A 20,853-nucleotide genomic window follows, 5' to 3' on the forward strand; every position below is an offset into this window, starting at 1 on the left:
CTTCGCTTCATCAGCCCAGACGCACTAAGGTCGGCTCACCCCACATTCATTTAGGAGATACGCATGGCAATGACAGCCGCAGAAGTCTTGAAGATGGTAGAAGAAAACGAAGTCAAATTCGTTGATTTCCGCTTTGCTGATACCCGTGGTAAAGAGCAGCACGTGACGGTACCCGTGTCGCACTTCGACATGGACAAATTCGAGTCGGGCCACGCCTTTGACGGTTCTTCGATCGCTGGCTGGAAAGGTATCGAAGCGTCCGACATGATCTTGCTGCCGGATCCAAACACGGCCAATATCGACCCGTTCATGGAAGAAACGACCTTGTTCATGCAGTGCGACGTGATCGAACCGTCGGACGGCAAGGGCTACGACCGCGACCCGCGCTCGATCGCGAAACGCGCCGAAGCCTACCTGAAATCGTCGGGCATGGGCGACACCGCCTACTTCGGCCCTGAGCCAGAATTCTTCATCTTCGACAACGTGCGCTGGAAGATCGACATGTCGGGCTGCTTCGTCAAGATCGGTTCGGACGAAGGTTCGTGGTCGACCGGCAAGGACATCGAAGGCGGCAACAGCGGCCACCGTCCTACCGTCAAGGGCGGCTACTTCCCCGTGCCACCAGTGGACAGCTTCCAGGACATGCGTTCGGAAATGTGCCTGATCCTGGAATCGCTGGGCATCCCGGTTGAGGTACATCACCACGAAGTGGCCGGCGCCGGCCAGAATGAAATCGGCACCAAGTTCTCGACCCTGGTCGAGCGCGCCGACTGGACGCAAAACCTGAAATACGTGGTGTGGAACGTGGCGCACAGCTACGGCAAGACCGCCACCTTCATGCCGAAACCTATCGTTGGCGACAACGGTTCGGGCATGCACGTGCATCAATCCGTATGGAAAGATGGCAAAAACCTGTTCGCCGGCGACGGCTATGCCGGCCTGTCCGATTTCGCCCTGTACTACATCGGCGGCATCATCAAGCACGCAAAGGCATTGAACGCGATCACCAACCCGGGCACCAACTCGTACAAGCGTCTGGTACCAGGCTACGAAGCGCCGGTGAAACTGGCGTACTCGGCGAAAAACCGTTCCGCCTCGATCCGTATCCCGCACGTGGCCAATCCAAAAGGCCGCCGCGTCGAAGCGCGCTTCCCGGATCCACTGGCAAACCCGTACCTGTGCTTCGCCGCACTGCTGATGGCTGGCCTGGACGGCGTTGCCAACAAGATCCATCCGGGCGAAGCCGCCTCGAAAGATCTGTACCATCTGCCACCGGAAGAAGACGCACTGATCCCGACCGTGTGCGCTTCGCTGGAAGAAGCACTGGACGCCCTGGACAAGGACCGCGAGTTCCTGACCCGCGGCGGCGTGTTCAGCGATTCCATGATCGATGCTTACCTGGAACTGAAAATGCAGGACGTACAGCGCATGCGCATGACCACGCATCCTGCCGAGTTCGACATGTACTACTCGCTGTAATGGCGCCACGCCGGCAATGTGCCGGTAGTGAATAAGAAACGCGGGTGAGGCGATGGTCTTGCCCGCGTTTTTTTATGCCATGCGCCAATGCGGTGATACTGCGGTGTTGTATAGTCGGCCCAGGAACGATGCGGCACGCGCCGACAGGAGTGAAGATTGACCAAGCATTACAGAATGGCGCTGATGGCAGGATTGCTGGGCGCGGCGGCACAGGCGCACGGGCAGTTGTATGTGTGCGCCGATGCGCAAGGACACAAGACGTACACGGACAAGCGGGCTGGCGCGCATTGCCAGCTGCTCGATTTGCCTGGCGCCATGACGGAGCCGCCACGCAAGACGGCGCCGCTGGCCGGCACACCGGCCCGACCGGCCACGCAGGCTGCGGCCACGGCGGCGCCTGCCGCCGGCGCGTTTCCCAAGGTCGATGGCGCCGAGCAGCGCGCGCGCGACCTGGACCGGCGCCAGATCCTGCAGGACGAATTGCGCAGCGAAGAACAGAAGCTGGCGGCGCAGCGCCTGGAATTCAATGGCGGCCAGCCCGAGCGCCTGGGCAACGAGCGCAATTACGCGAAATACCAGGAAAGAGTGGCGCAGTTGAAGGACAACATTAGCCGGACACAGCAGAACGTCGAGGCCCTGAAACGCGAGATCGCGAATATTCGGTAAAGCATATGACACTAGACAACCATTCCAGCCGTCCCGCCCACCTGGCCGGCCTTGATTTGCTCGCTTCGGCCGTGATCCTGCTCGACGGCGACGGCCGCATCAGCTATGCCAACGCGGCGGCGGAAAACCTGCTGGAAAGCTCATTGAAGGCCCTGTCGCGGCAAAAGCTGACGGCGCTGTTCTTGAATCCAGACGAGCTGGCCGGCATTTGCGCGCAGGCGCTCGAACATAAATTTTCCGACTTGCGCCAGGACCTGACTCTGGAACGCCTGGGACGCGAGCCGCTGCGCGTGCACAGCATCGTCAGCGCGCTCGACGCGCCGCGCGACGGCGTGCTGATCGAGCTGCGCGAGAACGTGCAGCAGCTCAAACTCGACCGCGAAGAGCGCATCCTCGACCAGAGCCAGGTCAACAAGGAGCTGATCCGCAACCTGGCGCATGAAATCAAGAATCCGCTGGGCGGCATCCGCGGCGCGGCCCAGCTGCTGGAGCTGGAATTGCCGGCCCTGCACCTGAGCGAGCTGCGCGAGTACACGCAAGTGATCATCAAGGAGGCGGACCGCCTGCAAACCCTGGTCGACCGGCTGCTGGCGCCGCACCGCCGCCCGCACATCGTGGGCGACGTGAATATCCACGAAGTGTGCGAGCGCGTGCGCAGCCTGATCCTGGCCGAGTTTCCCAGCGGCCTGACCATCTCACGCGATTACGATGCGTCGATTCCCGAGTTTCGCGGCGACAAGGAGCAACTGATACAGACCGTGCTCAACATCGCGCACAATGCGGCGCAGGCGCTGGCCGAGCGCATCGAGGCGGGCGATGCGGAGCTCATTTTCAAGACCCGCGTGGCGCGCCAGGTGACTTTGGCCAAGGTCCGCTACAACCTGGCATTAGACTTGCATATCATTGACAATGGACCGGGCATCGCACCCCAGATCCGCGACCGGATTTTCTACCCGCTGGTGTCGGGCAGGGAAGGCGGCAGCGGACTGGGGCTGACCTTGGCGCAAACCTTCGTGCAACAGCACCTGGGCGTGATCGAGTGCGAAAGCCGGCCTGGATACACCGATTTCAGGATCGTTCTACCCTTGCCATAAGCGAGGCGGTATCCCACCCATGAAATCCATTGCGGGACGCACACACTAATGAAGCCAATCTGGATAGTTGACGACGACGAATCAATACGCTGGGTGCTGGAAAAAGCCCTGGCGCGGGAAAATCTCGCCACCAAGAGTTTTGCCAATGCGCGCGACGCCATCGCCGCGCTGGAATTTGACACGCCGCAAGTGCTCGTGTCCGATATCCGCATGCCGGGCGCGTCCGGCCTGGAATTGCTGCAGACGGTCAAGTCGCGCTTTCCCGGCTTGCCAGTCATCATCATCACGGCCTTTTCCGACCTTGATTCGGCCGTCGCGGCCTTCCAGGGCGGCGCCTTCGAATACCTGGCCAAGCCTTTCGACATCGACAAGGCTGTCGAGCTGATCCGCCGTGCGCTGGAAGAAAGCCTGCGCGAGACGAGCATCGAGTCGGGCCCGTCGGAAACGCCGGAAATCCTCGGCCAGGCGCCGGCCATGCAGGAAGTCTTCCGCGCCATCGGCCGTTTGTCGCAATCGAACGTGACGGTGCTGATCACGGGCGAATCCGGTTCCGGCAAGGAACTCGTGGCGCGCGCGCTGCACAAACACAGCCCGCGCGCGGCCCAGCCTTTCATTGCGCTGAATACGGCGGCGATCCCGAAGGATTTGCTCGAGTCCGAACTGTTCGGCCACGAACGCGGTGCCTTCACGGGTGCGCAGACGACGCGCCGGGGCCGCTTCGAGCAGGCCGAGAACGGCACCTTGTTCCTCGATGAAATCGGCGACATGCCGTTCGACCTGCAGACACGCTTGCTGCGCGTGCTGTCCGACGGCCATTTCTACCGCGTCGGCGGCCACCAGCCCATGAAGGCGAACGTGCGCGTCATTACGGCCACGCACCAGAACCTCGAACAGCGCGTGCGCGACGGCCTGTTCCGCGAAGACTTGTATCACCGCCTGAACGTGATCCGCCTGCGCCTGCCCAGTTTGAGGGAGCGGCGCGAGGATATCCCCATCCTGGTGCGCCACTTCCTGGTGCAAAGCGCGCGCCAGCTGGGCGTGGAAGCCAAGCGCATGAGCGAACCGACGATGCAGTTCTTGAGCAGCCTCGACTTGCCAGGCAATGTGCGCCAGCTGGAAAACCTGTGCAACTGGATTACCGTCATGGCGCCGGGCCAGACGGTGGAAATCAAGGATTTGCCGCTGGAATTGACGCAGGGGCAGGGCGATGGCGCGGCGACCACGGCGGCGGGCGAGGCTGCGCCGGCGGCCGTTGCCCAGCCGCACGGCGGCCAGGTATTCGAGGCGGCCGCGCCTGCCAACGGCGCGCCGCCGGGCTGGATCGGCTTGCTGGAACTGCAGGCGGCCGGCATGCTGGGCGCGGGGCAGCAGGAAGTCATGGCCGTGCTGGGTCGGCAATTCGAGTCGGCCCTGATCAAGACGGCGCTCAAGCATACGCATGGGCGCAAGAACGACGCCGCCGTGCGCCTGGGCATCGGCCGCAACACCATCACCCGCAAGATATCGGAACTGGGCATCGACGGCGCCAAGGACGACTGATTCGCGTCCGGACGGGGCTTGGTCCCGTCCGCTTCCCCTCCTGGCGTTTCTCGCACGCCACACCACCCACAGCAGGCGATAAGGTAAGCTAGCGCCTGCCGGACTGTTTCGTCCGGTGTTAACTTGAACTGTGGAATAGCATGCTCATAAACTGCGTGGCCTACCAGGATGGCAAAAAACTGGCCGACTTGCCGATCGACGATATCAGCGATTATGTCGAACGCCCCGATTGTTTCGTCTGGGTGGCCCTGCTCGACGCCACGCCGGACGAGCTGAAACAGATGCAGCACGAGTTTTGCCTGCACGAATTGGCTGTCGAGGATGCCCAGCGGGGCCACCAGCGCCCGAAGATCGAGGAATATGGCGATTCCCTGTTTGCCGTCGTGAAAACCGTGGAAATGGTCGAGAACGAACTGGTGCTGGGCGAAGTCGACATTTTTGTCGGCGCCAATTACGTGCTTTCGTCGCGCAGCAACAGCTCGCAAGGCTTCCTCGGCGTGCGCGCGCGTGCCGAGCGCGAACCGCATCTGCTGCGCCAGGGCTCGGCCTTCGTGCTGTACGCGCTGATGGACGCCGTCGTCGACCGCTACTTCCCCGTGCTCGACGCGCTCGAATCGGAACTGGAATTGATCGAGGACCGCATCTTCGACCGTGGCACCGAGCGCGACAATATCGAACGGCTGTATCAATTGAAACGCAAGGTCATGGTCTTGCGCCACGTGGTGGCACCCCTGATGGAAGCGGTGGGCAAGCTGCACGGCGGGCGGGTGCCGCCGCTGTGCCACGATACCCAGGAGTATTTCCGCGACGTGCACGACCACCTGGCGCGCATCAACGGCACGCTCGACACCATCCGCGACACGATCAGCACGGCCATCCAGGTCAATCTGTCGATGGTGGCCATCGACGAGAGCGAAGTGAACAAGCAACTGGCGGCCTGGGCCGCCATCTTCGCCGTGTTCACGGCGTTTGCCGGCATCTGGGGCATGAACTTCAAGTTCATGCCGGAATTGGACTGGCATTATGGCTATCCGGCCGCCGTGGCAGTGATGAGCTGTGTCTGCGGCTATATGTATTACTTGTTCAAGCGTTCCGGCTGGCTATAAAAAATTCCTGTGTATCTGTATTATTAAACAATAGCCAGGGGTACAATCGCGGCAAGTCCGTTAACCCGGACCTTTGCTGAGGATCGCCGCGCCGGCAGCCGTGCCTGCGCTTTCCGTGCCGCGCAGGAGCATTCATGAGTATTCCGTTGTTTGATGTGAATTCGCAAGAACCCCTGTTCGATGCCGAGCAGCGTCGCACCCTGGCGGAGGCGGCCCTGCGCTCGATCACCGCCTCGACGGCGCACGCCCGCGGCGACGACTTCCTGCGCATCCTCGTCAAGGACCTGGCCGAAGCGCTCGACGTGCACTATGTGATCGCCGGGCGGCTGGTGCGCATGGACGATGGCAGCGAAGGCATCCGCACCCTGGCCCTGTGGGGCGGCGGCGACTACCAGCCGAATATCGAATACAGCCTGCAGCACACGCCTTGCCAGGACGTGACCTGCCAGAGCATGTGTTTTCACGGCAGCGATATCCAGCGTCGCTTTCCATTCGATAGCCTCCTCGTCGACATGCAGGCGGAAAGTTATGTCGGCATGCCGCTGATCGATACCGATGGCAAGACCCTGGGCATCCTGTCGGCCATCGACACGCGGCCCATCGATGAAAACAAGCGCTTGCTGGCGCTGTTGCTTCTGTCGATCTTCTCGGCCCGCGGCGCAGCCGAGCTGCAGCACCAGGAGCGTACCCAGCAGCTGGAAGAGATCGTGCGCGTGCGCACCGAGTCGCTGCTGGCGGCGCAGGCCAACCTGATCGAGCAGGAGCAGATGGCGGCCCTCGGTTCGCTCGTGGCCGGTGTCTCGCATGAAGTCAATACACCCATCGGCGTGGCGCTGACGGCGGCGTCGAGCATGGGCAGCTATGCAGACCAGCTGGTGCAACTGCTGGGCGGCGCCAAGGTCAGCCGCGCCGAACTGGTCGACATTGCCGAATCCTTGAAAGGCGCGGCCGCCCTGATCGAACGCAACCTGGCGCGCGCCGCCGACCTGATCGGCAACTTCAAGCAGCTGGCCGTAGACCAGGTCAGCGAATACGTGGCCGATCTGGCGTTGCACGACTATGTGCACGGCCTGGTATCGGCGCACAGCCCGGAACTGCGCAAGGCGGCGCTGGGCGTGGAACTCGATATCGCGCCCGATTGCCAGGTGCGCCTGGCGGCCGGCAAGCTGTCGCAGATCCTCTCGAACCTCTTGATGAACAGTGCTCGCCACGGCTATCCGCAGGGCGGACCAGGGCGCATCACGATACGCGCGCGCATCGAGGCGGATGGCGATGACGCGCAAGCGCGCTGGCTGCTGCTGGATTTTGCCGACGACGGCATCGGCCTGGCACCGGCCGTGCGCGAACACATGTTTGAACCGTTTTTCACCACCAAGCGTGGCCAGGGCGGCTCCGGCCTGGGCATGCACATCGTCTACACCATCGTGCAGCAACTGGGCGGCCAGGTGTGCGCCATCGACTGCACTCCCGGCTGTCATATACAGATCAGGTTGCCGCTGGCGCATTGATCTCACCTGCTGCTGCACAATATTTGGTGGAATACCTACCTGGATTTATCTTTTTATTTTCACAATGTTGTATGGACGCCATACACCTCGTGAGTTCTGTTGACACCTGGAATGTCCCCGTGATTCTATGCAGTTGTCTAGCTAACTTTCAGTTAGCTGGCATCCGTCTTTTTTGCCATGCGACCATTGCAATGTCATTTCTGGATTCTCGACCTTAAAACCTGCAGTGCAACACCTTGATTGAATGATTGAAGTCCGGATAGTTGATCCGATACTTAATAAATTACAACTTAAAAGGGTTCACTATGCTTAAAGAAACCGTCATCTCCCGTGCCGTTCGCGTTGTCTGTGCCGGCGGCATGGCAGCGGCCTTGTCCGTCGCTTCGCAGTCCGCAGTGGCACAAGATGCACAAGATGCGCAGATACAGCGCGTGGAAGTGACTGGCTCGTCGATCAAGCGCATCGCCGCCGAAGGTGCCTTGCCTGTCACCGTGCTGACAGCCGAAGCCATCCGCACTTCGGGCGCCACATCGGTCACCGATCTGGTCAAAAAACTGTCTTCCGCCCAGGGGGCCACGACGGAAAGTTCTTCAGTTGGCGGTAGCACCTTTGGTTTTTCCGGTATTTCTGTGCACAACGTGGGTGAGACGCGCACTTTGGTCTTGCTGAACGGCAAGCGCCTGGCCCAGTTCGGCGGACAGACGCTGACGGGTTTTGCGGCCGGCTTCGATTTGAATTCCATTCCCATCTCGGCCATCGAACGTGTGGAACTGTTGACCGACGGCGCCTCCGCCCTGTACGGCGCCGATGCCATCGCTGGCGTGGTCAACTTCATTACCAAACACGATACGACAATGGGCGATGTGACCATCGGCTATTCCGCGCCGAAAAATGGTGCACGCGAGAAACGCCTCAGCGCCACCAAGGGCTTCGGCAACCTGGAAGACGATGGCTACAACGTGGTGCTGACCTTTGGTCACGATGAGCGTGACAAGCTGAGCTCGGTTGACCGCTCGTTCGCCAGTACGGGCCAGGTACAGTTCTCGGCCAACGGCAAACGCTATCAGAAGCAGCAGTCCTCGGTCAGCCCGATTCCCGCCAACGCCGTCGATGACAATGGCCAGCTGATCAGTCCATATCAAAAAACCACCGGCTCCTGCCCCGCCAAGACTTTCCGCGTGCTGGAACCGTATGCAGACCCGGATGGCACCCCGCGGTTGAATGACTACTGCGGTTATGATTTTGTAAAAGACTTGGAGATCTATCCGGAACGCAAGCGCGACAATTTCATGGCATCGGGCACGTTCAAGATCGCCGGACAGGAAGTGTATGCCGACGTTCTGTTGTCGCGCACCAAGCAGACTTCGCGTATCGCCCCCGTGCCGGGCGAGATATCCATCGATAAGGGGACGCCGCTGCATGACAAATATTTGTTGCCAATCGGTATTGCCGATAACAGCGTGGCGACCTATCGCCTGTTCGACATGGGACAGCGCACCTCGAAGGATACGGCCGACTTCGCCAGCGTGGTGGTGGGGACGCGCGGCATGGCTGCCGGTTGGGATTACAACGCATCCTACAACTTTTCGGAAAGCCGCGTAAAAGGCAGTATTTCCGGTTATCCTGGCGCGCTCGCCGTCAGCAACCTCACGGCGAGCGGTTTGCTCGATCCCTTCGTCGGTCCGGGCAAGCAGTCCACCGCGGCGCAGGACGCCATCAAGGCGGCCACGTTTACCGGCTATTGGGACGGCGGCACGTCGCGCCTGCAAACGATTAACCTGAATGGCTCGACGGAACTGCGGCGCCTGGCGGGCGGTGCGATGATGTTGGGCATGGGCGCGAACATCAACCGCGAGGAATTCTCCTCGAAACCGAGTCCGTTTGCGCAAGGCATCCTGGCAGACCCTGTGAAGGGCACCTTGTGCGGCGGCACGACGGGGCTGGAGTGTGATCAGCGTTTCGGCGACGCGGCCAGCAGCAAGCCGTACAGCGCCAGCCGCACCTCGAAGGGCATCTTTGGCGAAGTCATCGCGCCCGTGTTGAAGGAACTGGAACTGGGTGCGGCCCTGCGTTTCGACGAGTTCTCGGACTTCGGCGGCGCCACCACGGCCAAGGCCAGCTTCAAGTGGACGCCAGCGTCTACCTTGCTGATCCGCGGCTCCGTCGGCAATGGTTTCCATGCACCAACGGTGCCACAGGTCAATGCCCTGCAACGCGGCTATGGCGTCACCAGCGACAATTACACGTGTACGCCAGCCCTGCAAGCCATCGCCACGCGCCTCAATGCGCAATGCCAGCCTGGCAACCACCAGTACGACCAGCTGGCCGGCGGTAACCGCAACCTGCAGCCGGAAAAGTCGAAACAGGCCACACTGGGTTTCCGCTATGAGCCGATCAGCGCTATCACCCTGGGCGCCGACCTGTGGCATGTGCAGATCCGCGATTCCTTCGGCCAGTTAACCGAGCAGCTGGTGTTCGCCAATCCCGCCGCATATCCGAAATCGTGGGGGGTCAATACGGACGTCGGCACGGGCAAGACGTATCTGGCCTTCCTGGCCGATAACCAGAACTTGGGCAAGTCGTTCGCCACCGGTGTCGATATCGATATCAGCGCCCGTTACCGCTCGGGCATCGGACTGTTCACTTCGCAGCTGAACGCGACGCAGATGCTGCGCGAAGATATACAGCTGGAGCGCGGTGGTCAGTATTATTCTGCGCTGGGTAACTTCGCCGAGCTCGGTACTGTCACCTTCCGCACGCGCGGCCAGTGGACGAATACCCTGAAAACGGACAACTGGGCCAATTCGCTGACGGTCAACTTCCTGTCCGGCTACAAGGACCAGGAAACGACGGTCGACGTGCTTGATGCTTCCGGCGCCGTGACGGGCCAGGAAGATATCCGCATGCGTGTCGGCTTCTATTCAACGCTCGACTGGCAGACGGTATGGACGCCGAGCAAGAGCTGGGTTCTTACCGCAGGCGTGCTGAACCTGACCGACAAGAGTCCGCCATTCGTACCATCGACATCCGGTGCGAACCGCGGCCAGCAATTCGGCTATGACGATCGCTACTACGATCCGCGCGGCCGTACCGGCTACCTGAACGCTTCGTACAAGTTTTAAGCGCAGCGCAGGCGTAAAAAAACCGGCACGGAGTGCCGGTTTTTTTACGTTCCGCCGCAGGGCGAGGAGCGCCAGGCCTATCGCCGTGCCGCCATCGACAGGGCCACCGCCTCGGCCACCTTGATGCCGTCGACGGCCGCCGACAGGATGCCGCCCGCATAGCCGGCGCCTTCGCCGGCGGGGAATAGTCCCCGCGTATTCAGGCTTTGCAGGTCGTCGTCGCGGCGCTTGATGCGGATCGGCGACGAAGTGCGCGTTTCCACGCCCGTCAGCACGGCATCGGCCTTGTAGTAGCCCTTGATTTGCTTGTTGAACGCCGGAAATGCTTCGCGCAAAGCCGTGATCGCGTATTCGGGCAAGGATGGCGCCAGGTCCGTCAGGTGCACGGCCGGTTTGTACGACGGCACCACGCTGCCAAATTCCGTCGAGGCGCGGCCGGCCACGAAGTCGCCGACCAATTGTCCTGGGGCATCGTAGTTGCCGCCACCCAAGGCAAATGCGCGCTCTTCCAGTTCGCGCTGCAGGGCGATGCCGGCCAGCGGGTCGCCCGGGTAGTCGGCCGGCGTGATGCCGACGACGATGGCGCTGTTGGCGTTGCGCTCGTTGCGCGAGTACTGGCTCATGCCGTTCGTCACCAGGCGGCCCGGTTCCGAGGCGGCCGCCACTACCGTGCCGCCCGGGCACATGCAGAAGCTGTACACGGAGCGGCCATTGCTGGCGTGGTGCACGAGCTTGTAGTCGGCCGCGCCCAGGATCGGGTGGCCGGCGCTGGGGCCGAAGCGGCAGCTGTCGATCAGCGATTGCGGGTGTTCCACGCGGAAGCCGATCGAGAACGGTTTCGCTTCGATGTACACGCCGCGGCGGTGCAGCATCTCGAAGGTGTCGCGCGCGCTGTGGCCGATGGCCAGCACGACGTGGTTGCTGGCGATGATTTCGCCATTGTCCAGCACCACGCCGCGCACCTGGCCGCCATCGCTGCCAGGCTCGATGTCGAGATCGACCACTTTGCTGCTGAAGCGGTATTCGCCGCCCAGCCGTTCGATATTGGCGCGCATTTCTTCCACCATCTTGACCAGGCGGAAGGTACCGATGTGTGGCTTGCTCACATACATGATTTCTTCAGGCGCGCCGGCCTTGACGAATTCCGTCAGTACCTTGCGGCCGTAGTGCTTGGGATCCTTGATTTGGCTATACAGCTTGCCGTCCGAGAAGGTGCCGGCGCCGCCTTCGCCGAATTGCACGTTCGATTCCGGGTTCAGCTCGCGCTTGCGCCAGAAGCCGAAGGTGTCGACCGTGCGTTCGCGCACCTGTTTGCCCCGCTCCAGAATGAGGGGGCGCAAGCCCATCTGCGCCAGGATCAGCGCCACGAACAGGCCGCACGGGCCGGTGCCGATGACGATGGGGCGCGGTTCATTGCTGTGGCCGGCCAGCTGTTCGCCGCCGGCAACGAATTTATAGTCGGTGTCGGGCGCGGGCATCAGGTGGATATCGTGGACCAGGCGTGCCAGCACGGCCGCTTCATTCTTGACGTCCACGTGCAGCGAGTAAATCAACACCACGGCACTGCGCTTGCGCGCGTCATAGCTGCGCTTGAAGACGGTAAAGCCGAGCAGCTCATCGGCGGCGATGCCGAGGCGGGCCAGGATGGCGGCCGGCAGGGCGGCATCGTCGTGTTCGAGGGGGAGTTTTACTTCGTTGAGTCGCAACATGGTGTGTATTTTCAAAAATTGCCGGGCTCCGTATCTAGCGGAGAGTATGTGGTGCCGCGTGAGGGCATCAAGGCGCTATTTTACCTGCATGTCCGGCTGCGGGCCATCTGCAGGGTATCGGCGAGGGAGAGGGGGCGCCACAGGAAAGAGGCGGCTGAAAAGAAAAAATCCGGCGGCCAATACATGGCCGCCGGATTTTCTTGCTAACTAGCTGTTATATCTTGCCTGGCGATTAGAACGTGTAGCGGCCGCCCAGCGTGAAGTAACGGCCCACAGCGCCCGACTGGTGCAGCGATGGGTTGTAGTTGATGCGGCCGTAGGTTTGCACGTCCAGCGGTGCCATCTTGTCGAACAGATTCGTGATCGACGCGGTGAGTTCCCATTGTTTCGTGACATTCCACTTGGCAAACAGATCCGTCGTGGTGAACGAAGCGATGCGGCAGTTTTTGTACGGCACCTCGTTGGCATCGACGTCCAGGCAATCGCCGTTGACTTCGTTCTTGTTGCTGATGCTGCTGACGTAGTTCATGTTGGCCGTGACGTTGACCGGACCTTGATCCCAGCCCAGCGTCAGGCGGACTTTGGTCTTCGGCGTACCGCCGTTACCGGACAGGTTGACGTCACCGTGGGTGCCTGCAAATTGCAGTACCGTGCCATCGGCATTGGTACGGGTGAATTCCTTCATGTACGTCACCGTCACGCCCGAGTTGAAGCGGCCGTATTCGCCGGCGTTGTACTTGCCGCGCAGATCCAGGTCGATACCGGAGGTCTTGGTCTTGCCTGCGTTCAGGTAAGGCGCTTTGACCATCAGGATAGGACCAGCCAGGCCTGGGAAGTTGCTCGTAGGTTCGCCACGAACGATTTCCGCATCTGGGTAGCCAGCTGGATTGGCGACCACTGCGCCAGGATCGGAGCCGTTGATTTCGCCATCGCGGACGATTTTCCACCAGTCGATCGACAGGCTGATGTTCTTGATCGGCTCAAGCACCATGCCCAGGCTGTAGCTCTTCGATGTTTCCGGCTTGATGTTCTTGTTGCCGATGGTGATCGCGCCAACTTGTTGCGACGAGCAATCGATAGGCAGTTTCGTCACGGCGCAACGCACTGGATCGCTGGCGATGCTGGTGAACGCCGCCACGGCGCTGTTGCCGTTTTCCGCTGCGCTAGGCGCGCGGAAACCTTCCGCATACGTACCGCGGAAAGCCACAGCCGATGCTGGCGTGAACTTGAAGCCGACTTTTGGCGTGGTCGAGCGGCCATAGTCCGAGTAATCATCGCTGCGCAGCGCGAATTGCAGTTCCAGCTCTTTCATGACTGGAGCGGCGAGCTCGGCGTACAGAGCCTTGACGTTGCGCGAACCTTGCGAAGCGGAATAGCCCAGGCCAACGATATCGTTGATGTCGGTGTATGGCGTCGACTGGCTGTTCGTTTCTTCCTTGCGGTACTCGGCGCCCAGCGCGAGGCCCATCATGCCGCCTGGCAATTGGAACAGTTCGCGCGAAGCCTTGAAGTCCAGCGAGGTGCTCTTCGTCGTGCCCGAGTTGCTCAGCGTAGGCGATACCAGTGCCAGTACTTCAGGGCTGTTGATCACGCCCTTGCCGATGCGGAAGGTGCCGTTGTTCAGCGCCGTGCGCAGGGCGCTGGTACGGTAGTAGCCCGTTTGCGTACGGTCGGTTTTGCTTTCCGCGTACATCAGGCCCGTATCGTAATCCCAGTTGGCGTACGTACCCTTGACGCCGGCCAGGACACGCGTGACGGTCGTTTCGAGGTTCGATACGCGTGGACGCGATGCGTCGACCCAGCGCGGACGTGCATCGACGCCCAGGATGTTGTCCGGGTGGTTTGCTGGCATCAGCAGCTGATCCGGGCCGGTGCCGGTGTTGTTGACACGGGCGTTGACCAGGTCAAAGCCGGCGCCGGTCAGGCCGGACGGGGTGGTGTAGGTGTCGGCCTTCGACTTGAAGATGCCCACTTCCGTGTAGCCTTGCGCATTGGCGCCCAGCGCCAGGGTGCCGCGCATGAACAGGTTGACGTTTTCGGTCTTTGGCTGGATGGTCGCGAACTGGACCGGATCCCACAGGCAACCGCCGCGCGAGTTGTCGTTCGAGCTGCCGCCAGTTGGATCGAGGTTGATCGGATCGCACGAACCTGGCAAGTTGGTTACATTGCCGAGCTTTGGCGAGATTGGACGCAGGGTGCCCAGGAAGGAGCTGCCGCCGCCGTTGCCTGCGGTCGTCTGGCCGGCACGCTGGTCGCGGCCGCCCCATGGACGCGCATCGGCTTGGCCGATCCACTTGTCGCGGTTGCTTTGCTTGATTTCGCCCGATTTTTTCGCATCGAGGGTGGCGAAGACGTTGAATTTGTCGGTGTCCATGTCACCGAAGCCGATGGCGCCGGAGATGCTGGTGACGGTGCCGTCGCCGTGGCCGCTCTGGCCGACGTTGGCGGAGATGGTCTTGCCGACATAGTTCTGGCGCAAGATGATGTTGACCACGCCGGCGATCGCGTCGGAACCATAAATGGCGGAAGCGCCGTCTTTCAGGATGTCGATGCGGTCCACGGCATCGAGGGGAATCGAGTTCAAGTCGACGAAGCTGCGCTGGCCGTCATCGCCGAAGCCGTATGGCGCCGTGCGGCGGCCATTGATCAGCACGAGGGTCGAGCTGACGCTCAAACCGCGCAGCGAAACGCCTGAGGCGCTACCGGCGAAACCGTTGGTGAAGGAGCCGCTGATACTGCCGTTGTTGTCAGCGGAGATGCTGCGCACGACGTCGGCGATCGATGCCTTACCGGTTTGCTCGATGTCCTTGCGGGTCAGCGTTTGAATGACCGAAATGGTTTCGGCTTCCGCGCGCTTGATGCTCGAACCGGTCACTTCGACCTTTTGAATGTTTTCGCCAGTGGTTTGTGCGTTGGCCATGTGCATGCCGAACGCTATGCTGCCGATAAACATCAAACGTATAGAACGCGATAATCCTGTTTCCACCATCATTGCAAAACTCCTCACTTTATGAATATGCAGCTTGTGATCGCCTTGTATTGGCAATGCCGGCCGTATATGTATCTATTATTTTATCGATCGTCTCATGGACGGTTTCTTTGAAACGTTTGAGTATTCAAAATTTCAAGACGTTAATGAAACCATCGCAGCTGCTTGGCTGTCAATTTTTATAGTGGAAATACATATAAAAAAACAACACAAGGCTCAGTTTGGCATGTCCGTTTTGCTGCAGTGCAGCGTCGCGGCTAGCCTGAAAGCCGCATGTTTGCAGGCTTGATGGGGAGGCGCAGGCGGATGATAGTGCAACAAAAGCGTTGTTTTTTTGTGCTAAGTCGGAGAACGATAGACGTAAGCGCCATCATGGTGCAATATTAGGTTTCCGCATCAAATGAGTGCGGCGCCGTACCATATTGGTGCTTAATCGTCGATGCTTGGTCGTTTTATTTATTTCTATATCTGAAAATATAATAGCGGGTCCGCCATTTTATGAATGCGCGGATTATCTTTGTTTGTTGTCTTATTTGTGATGCTTGTGCGATAAAGATGGTGCGGTGATATTCTGCATTGCGGCCAGGCCGGTATTATCGGCGGCGAATTGAGACGCGCGGCATTTTCCGCTCAATGGCAGCGCCGTGGGGCGCTGCGCCCTACCAAGACCGGCCGATGGCGCTGGCGGCCAGGGCTGCCTTTTCTTCTGTTTCTGAAATCCTCTTCCTGCCCCATCATCACGATGACCGCGTGCGGCCGCTGCTAATCCAGCGAGCGCTGCTGGCCGCTTCTTTATCCCGGGACTTGCATACACGTTCTATAGCTGCGCGGCACGATCGCTGATGGTTTCCGTGCCCCGAACATTCCAGAGACGCTGGGTAAAGTGGGCCTGACCGGTTTCTACAACCGTCAGATCGATCTTAAGCGTTGTGCCACGGCTAGCGTCCTGCGCAATGTATTGAAACCGGCAATGCCACTATATCGATGCCAATAAATACCGTCCTAACCTGATTGGCAAGCTGGGCAACCCGCACCTGGTGTCGGTACAGAGTGCCGCATGGCGCAAGAGCCCATTGAGCGCCGGCGTGTGCGTGAATTATGTCTCGAAGCAGGAACTGATCAAGAACGAGACCGCCACCGAAGCCACAAGCTTGGGCGAGGCTGGTTGCCGTGCCGCACTCAAGGGTGCCGATCTGCCATGCGAAGTGGCCAGCGATGTACGTACGGATTTGAACTTTGCATACACGGGCTTCAACAACCTGCGTTTGCTGGCAAATATCAATAACGTCTTCGATCAGCTGCGTCCTATCAACGTGCGTGACGGCTACGCCATGCGTCCACGTACCCTGAAACTGGGCGCCGAGTACACGTTCTAATAGGAAAGAACAGGGCGGCGCCGTAATGGGCCGCCTGATGATGTGCTTGTGCTTGTGCGTAGCTGCTACGCGCAAGCTCTGGCGCAGTGCGGGAAACCGCGCTGCGCTTTTTTATTGTTTTTGCGTATTACATGCCGCCCCACAATGCACTCAGCGTCGCCAGCGCCGTCAGTCCCGCCGTTTCCGTGCGCAGGATGCGCGGCCCCATGGACAGGCCGATGGCGCCAGCGGCGATGGCAGCTTTTTCTTCTGCCTCGGTAAAGCCGCCTTCCGGTCCCACCATCACCGTGATCGCCTGCGGCGGCTGGTGACGGGCCCAGTCGGCCAGCGACTGCTGCGCGCGCGGTGTCAGGATGATGCTTTTATGTAAATCTTGCTGGCCGCTCCAGCTATTGAAGTCTTGCAATGGCGCCAGCTGCGCCAGGCGGTTGCGTCCGCATTGTTCCGAGGCGGACACGATAATGCCTTGCCAATGAGCCAGTTTTTTCTCGGCCCGCTCGGCGGACAGGCGCACGACGCAGCGCTGCGCCGACAGCGGCACGATGCCGGCCGCGCCCAGTTCGATGGCTTTTTCGATGATCCAGTCCATTTTGGATGCTTCCGGCAGCGCTTGCGCCAGGGTCACGGCGTAGGGCAGTTCCGCTTCGCGCGCCGTGTGGGACTTCAGCTCGGCGTTGGCGCGTTTTTTCTCGACGTTGCACAAGACAGCCGTGTACTCGCCGCCCTCGCCGTTGAAGACGGTGATGGCCTCGCCCGGCATAAGGCGCACTACATTGACGTGGTGGGCTACGGCGTCGGGCAGAGAGATGGTGGCGCCTATGGCGAGTGGCTGGGGACAGAAAAAACGCGGCATGCAACATCCTGGCGGAGAGAAACAATGGGAGGTGCCGCGCCGCGCGCGGGTAGGGCGCGCGCGGCTGCGACTCGAGGGTGCAATTTTAGTGCCGCTGCGCGCGGCCGGGTGAAATTCTTGCCGCTGGGCCTACGCGCGGCGCATCCGGGGCGGGAAATTGCGTGGAGATAACAAGCTGGCTAAAAACGAAATGTTGTTTTTTGATTTCAGAAATCATTGCATTATTGACAGTGATACTTTTAGCGTGGTTTGATGACTATACAAGTTGTGTTGAACGGCATCAATTGTTTCCAGCAATGTCGTCCGTGATGTGATTCGGTCTGGTATGGGGAGACGCCGCACGTTTCAATGCCTGGGCCTATGACCCCGGGCGCGTTGCGGCCAGCTTAAATTGGTTGGAAAAGCATGACACTGTAGTTGTAGTTGTAGCGGGAGGGGCCTTGCAGTTTTTCGCAAGACCATGAGAGATTTAAGTGATTATAAAAATACAAACTAATCGCTTATCAAGTGATATCAGGGATCAGAAAAGGAATAAGTTATGATGTTTCGCGAAAAAAAGAGTGTGCAGGTGGTGAGATTGGCGTTGGCCGCGTTCGCCGGCGTCGCAACGATGAGCGTGCACGCGCAGGAAGCGATCGATGCGCCTGTGCCTAAGGTGCAGCGCGTCGAAATCACCGGTTCGAGTATCAAACGCATCGAAGCCGAAGGTATTTCCCCGATCACCGTGATGACGCGCGAATCGATTGCCCGTTCGGGCGCGACGTCGGTGCTGGATCTGATGCGCAACCTGACTTCTGCGGGCGGTAACGGCGGTGAGCTGGCGACGTCGGGTTCCTTCCGAAACGGCGCCACCAGCGTCTCGCTGCGCGGTCTGCCGACCCTCATCCTGTTGAACGGCTATCGCCTGCCGGCGTCCGGTTCGGACGAGTACAGCGGCCAGACCTCGGTCGATCTGAACGCCATTCCGCTGTCGGCCATCGAGCGCATCGATGTGCTCAAGGACGGCGCCTCGGCCATTTACGGCACCGATGCCGTTGGCGGCGTCATCAACTTCATCCTGCGCAAGGATTACCAGGGATTGACCCTCGACGCCAGCACCGGTTCGACCACCTATGGCGACGGGCAGAACCATAAGGTGTCCGTGTCCGGCGGTTTCGGCGACCGTGACGCTCAGAAATTCAACGTGACCTATTCGGCCTCGTACGAAAAAACCGAGGCCATCCACGGCGTCGGCCGCGATTGGGCGAACAGTACCGATTTCACTGGCCACAAGGGCGGCCTGTATCAGGGTGGCGTCTACGGCGCCAAGGGCCGCGATCCCGGCACCATATCGCTGGGTGGTTCGCAGCGCATGCCCGATCCGGAGTGCGACGCGGCCCACAGCAAGCCCTATCCGGATGCGCCGGAATGGGTGGCTGCGCCGAATCGCAGTTCCTGCATGTATTCCGCCGCTGAGTCGATAGACCTGGTGCGTCCGTCCACACGCTACGGCGGGGCGGTCACGGCGAACTGGGATTTGACGCCGGATGTGTCGCTGTTCGCCAATCTGTTTTACAACCACTTCGACACGCGCATCCAAGGTTCGCCGGCCTGGATCCAAAATGCCGACCGCTCCGGCGTGCTCCGTGTGGCGGCGAACAACCCCTTCAATACCTACGGCGTGCCGGTCAATATCCGCCGCCTCTTCCCTGCTGCCGAGGGTGGTACGGGCACCAATGTTGACACCACCTGGCTGGTTGGCGGCGCCACCGGCCGCGCAGCCAACTGGGATTGGACCGTGTCCGTGGGCCACAGCCAAGAGAAGGGCGAAACGCGCGTGTACGGCTCCTTCATGCACGATAAATTGCAGAGTTACCTGGCGCAGGGCAAATTCAACCCCTTCGGCGGCAACCATAATTCGGAGCAGATCATCAACGAACTGACGGCCGACCAGTACACCAAGACCAAGTCCTCGACGGACTTTGCCAAGGTGACCGCTTCCAGCGAATTTGGCCAACTGCCCGGCGGCAAGATCGGTGTGGCCGTCGGTGCCGAGTACAAGCGCGAGAAGCTCACCTACGATCCGTCGCAGGCCTGGCGCGATGGCGCGATCGGCATCTATTCGACCCTGCGCGGCATCGACGGCTCTGAGTCGCTCGGCGCCGTGTTCGGCGAGTTGGCCCTGCCGCTGCTGAAAAACCTGGAAGCGCAGGCGGCCGTCCGCTATGACCGCTACCAGTTGGCTGGCGGTACCACCAACCCGAAGCTTGGCCTGCGCTGGACCGCCTTGCCGACCTTGATGTTCCGCACCAGCTACAGCACCGGTTTCCGTGCGCCGACGCTGTCGCAGCGCTTTAACGAAGGCCGCGGCGGTTTCGTCGCGACCAAGGATCCGAAGCGCTGCATCGTGGGTGACGCTTATTTTGACACCGCTTGCAGCGGTTCGGCGCTGTCCTTGCTGTCCGGCACGAAGGATTTGAAGCCCGAAAAATCGAAGCAGTTCAACCTGGGCGTGGTCGCCGAACCGATCAAGAACCTGACGCTGGGTTTAACCTACTGGAATATCAAGTGGAACGATCGGGTCGAGAATCTTGACAACGAAACCGTGTTGGCGGGCGAGGATGGTCAGTACAAGAACGCCGTCACGCGCTACGACGTGACGGCGGAAGACCAAGAGAAGTATAACGCGCTGAGCGCCGCCCAGCGCGCGACGCTGGGCCCGTTGGTAGGTCGCCTGAAGCAGCTGCAGGTTGGCCTGATCAACCGCAGCAAAGTCGTCACCGACGGTCTGGATGTCGACGCGTCGTACACGCTGCGCACGGCCGAGATGGGGCGTTTCAAGGTGTTCGGCGAGGCCAGCTACACGCTGTCCTACAACCGCGTGCTGCTGCCTGACGATCCGGCGATCAATTGCGGCAACAACACGGCGTGCGAGGCCGGTGAATACGGCTACCCTAAGCTGCTGGCCAAGCTGGGTGTCAACTGGGACCGCGGTGCTTGGGCGGCGACGACGAGCGCCAACTTCACCTCGCATTATCACGTGGACCGGACACCGTCGGCGACGATCAACCTTTACTACGACGAGTACGCGAGCGGCCTGATGATCCCGAGCGCGACCCTGGTTGACGCCTCGCTGTCCTACAGCGGGTTCAAGAACCTGGTGCTGCGCGGTGGCGTCAATAACGTGTTCGATCGTGCGCCGGCGTTCGATCCATCGTCGAACATCGGCTACGATACCGCCTACGGCAATCCGCGTGGCCGCTACATCTACATGTCGGCGTCGTACTCCTTCAAATGACGTGAGGGTAGACTGACGGGTGGGGCGGGCCGATTTGCGGCGCGCTCCGCAGCGGCGTACGTCGCGAAAAACCGGGCCTGGCCCGGTTTTTTTTCGTCCCTGCCGGGCGCAAGGGGCACAAGCTGCAGCGGCGGC

Annotated in this window: 13 protein-coding genes; 10 read left to right on the plus strand and 3 right to left on the minus strand. The window is 60.6% G+C overall.

Annotated features, from left to right (window positions below; all coding sequences use genetic code 11):
* The first annotated feature begins 63 nt into the window (after nt 1–63).
* From glnA to CLU90_RS23740, 7 genes are all read left to right on the plus strand, one after another.
* The gene (gene glnA, locus CLU90_RS23710) at nt 64–1,479 is read left to right on the plus strand and encodes a type I glutamate--ammonia ligase (RefSeq protein WP_092715945.1); all 1,416 of its coding nucleotides are present in this window, start codon (nt 64–66) and stop codon (nt 1,477–1,479) included.
* Between the two features lie 183 nt (nt 1,480–1,662).
* Nucleotides 1,663–2,145 (plus strand): DUF4124 domain-containing protein, encoded by a 483-nt coding sequence (locus tag CLU90_RS23715; protein ID WP_100429553.1) that lies wholly within the window; start codon nt 1,663–1,665, stop codon nt 2,143–2,145.
* Nucleotides 2,146–2,150: 5 nt separating this feature from the next.
* The gene (gene glnL, locus CLU90_RS23720) at nt 2,151–3,239 is read left to right on the plus strand and encodes a nitrogen regulation protein NR(II) (protein WP_100429033.1); all 1,089 of its coding nucleotides are present in this window, start codon (nt 2,151–2,153) and stop codon (nt 3,237–3,239) included.
* 48 nt (nt 3,240–3,287) lie between these two features.
* A complete protein-coding gene (gene ntrC / locus CLU90_RS23725; RefSeq protein WP_100429034.1) occupies nt 3,288–4,778 on the plus strand; it encodes a nitrogen regulation protein NR(I) in 1,491 nt (496 codons plus the stop codon).
* A 140-nt stretch (nt 4,779–4,918) separates the two neighbouring features.
* Nucleotides 4,919–5,884 carry a magnesium/cobalt transporter CorA gene (corA, locus tag CLU90_RS23730; RefSeq protein ID WP_034760218.1) on the plus strand — a complete coding sequence of 322 codons (966 nt, stop codon included), beginning with the start codon at nt 4,919–4,921 and terminating at the stop codon, nt 5,882–5,884.
* A gap of 134 nt (nt 5,885–6,018) precedes the next feature.
* Nucleotides 6,019–7,392, plus strand: a complete 1,374-nt coding sequence (locus CLU90_RS23735) for a GAF domain-containing sensor histidine kinase (RefSeq protein WP_092715949.1) — start codon at nt 6,019–6,021, stop codon at nt 7,390–7,392.
* A gap of 359 nt (nt 7,393–7,751) precedes the next feature.
* A complete protein-coding gene (locus CLU90_RS23740) occupies nt 7,752–10,514 on the plus strand; it encodes a TonB-dependent receptor plug domain-containing protein (RefSeq protein ID WP_092715951.1) in 2,763 nt (920 codons plus the stop codon).
* A gap of 77 nt (nt 10,515–10,591) precedes the next feature.
* Here CLU90_RS23740 and CLU90_RS23745 read toward each other — a convergent pair whose 3' ends face one another.
* Nucleotides 10,592–12,223 (minus strand): NAD(P)/FAD-dependent oxidoreductase, encoded by a 1,632-nt coding sequence (locus tag CLU90_RS23745; protein WP_092715953.1) that lies wholly within the window; start codon nt 12,221–12,223, stop codon nt 10,592–10,594.
* A gap of 232 nt (nt 12,224–12,455) precedes the next feature.
* Nucleotides 12,456–15,143 (minus strand): TonB-dependent receptor, encoded by a 2,688-nt coding sequence (locus CLU90_RS23750; protein WP_232731312.1) that lies wholly within the window; start codon nt 15,141–15,143, stop codon nt 12,456–12,458.
* A 166-nt stretch (nt 15,144–15,309) separates the two neighbouring features.
* Between CLU90_RS23750 and CLU90_RS29425 the strand changes: the two genes are divergently transcribed.
* The gene (locus tag CLU90_RS29425; RefSeq protein WP_157808885.1) at nt 15,310–15,501 is read left to right on the plus strand and encodes a hypothetical protein; all 192 of its coding nucleotides are present in this window, start codon (nt 15,310–15,312) and stop codon (nt 15,499–15,501) included.
* Between the two features lie 802 nt (nt 15,502–16,303).
* Nucleotides 16,304–16,588: a TonB-dependent receptor gene (locus CLU90_RS23755; RefSeq protein ID WP_232731313.1), complete on the plus strand. Its 285-nt coding sequence runs from the start codon at nt 16,304–16,306 to the stop codon at nt 16,586–16,588.
* 127 nt (nt 16,589–16,715) lie between these two features.
* Here CLU90_RS23755 and CLU90_RS23760 read toward each other — a convergent pair whose 3' ends face one another.
* A complete protein-coding gene (locus tag CLU90_RS23760) occupies nt 16,716–17,441 on the minus strand; it encodes a 16S rRNA (uracil(1498)-N(3))-methyltransferase (protein ID WP_092715959.1) in 726 nt (241 codons plus the stop codon).
* A 538-nt stretch (nt 17,442–17,979) separates the two neighbouring features.
* On the opposite strand from CLU90_RS23760, the gene CLU90_RS23765 reads away from it, so the two are divergent.
* Nucleotides 17,980–20,718 carry a TonB-dependent receptor gene (locus CLU90_RS23765; protein ID WP_100429035.1) on the plus strand — a complete coding sequence of 913 codons (2,739 nt, stop codon included), beginning with the start codon at nt 17,980–17,982 and terminating at the stop codon, nt 20,716–20,718.
* Nucleotides 20,719–20,853 lie beyond the last annotated feature (135 nt).

The organism is Janthinobacterium sp. 67 (genome assembly GCF_002797895.1).
GTDB lineage: Bacteria > Pseudomonadota > Gammaproteobacteria > Burkholderiales > Burkholderiaceae_D > Janthinobacterium.

Coding starts and splice junctions, on each gene's coding strand:
- CLU90_RS23750 (WP_232731312.1), bottom strand. CDS start 15,143: ATGGCCAACGCACAAACCACTGGCGAAAACATTCAAAAGGTCGAAGTG.
- CLU90_RS23745 (WP_092715953.1), bottom strand. CDS start 12,223: ATGTTGCGACTCAACGAAGTAAAACTCCCCCTCGAACACGACGATGCC.
- CLU90_RS23715 (WP_100429553.1), top strand. CDS start 1,663: ATGGCAGGATTGCTGGGCGCGGCGGCACAGGCGCACGGGCAGTTGTAT.
- CLU90_RS23740 (WP_092715951.1), top strand. CDS start 7,752: ATGGCAGCGGCCTTGTCCGTCGCTTCGCAGTCCGCAGTGGCACAAGAT.
- CLU90_RS23735 (WP_092715949.1), top strand. CDS start 6,019: ATGAGTATTCCGTTGTTTGATGTGAATTCGCAAGAACCCCTGTTCGAT.
- ntrC (WP_100429034.1), top strand. CDS start 3,288: ATGAAGCCAATCTGGATAGTTGACGACGACGAATCAATACGCTGGGTG.
- glnL (WP_100429033.1), top strand. CDS start 2,151: ATGACACTAGACAACCATTCCAGCCGTCCCGCCCACCTGGCCGGCCTT.
- CLU90_RS23765 (WP_100429035.1), top strand. CDS start 17,980: ATGATGTTTCGCGAAAAAAAGAGTGTGCAGGTGGTGAGATTGGCGTTG.
- corA (WP_034760218.1), top strand. CDS start 4,919: ATGCTCATAAACTGCGTGGCCTACCAGGATGGCAAAAAACTGGCCGAC.
- CLU90_RS29425 (WP_157808885.1), top strand. CDS start 15,310: ATGGACGGTTTCTTTGAAACGTTTGAGTATTCAAAATTTCAAGACGTT.
- glnA (WP_092715945.1), top strand. CDS start 64: ATGGCAATGACAGCCGCAGAAGTCTTGAAGATGGTAGAAGAAAACGAA.
- CLU90_RS23760 (WP_092715959.1), bottom strand. CDS start 17,441: ATGCCGCGTTTTTTCTGTCCCCAGCCACTCGCCATAGGCGCCACCATC.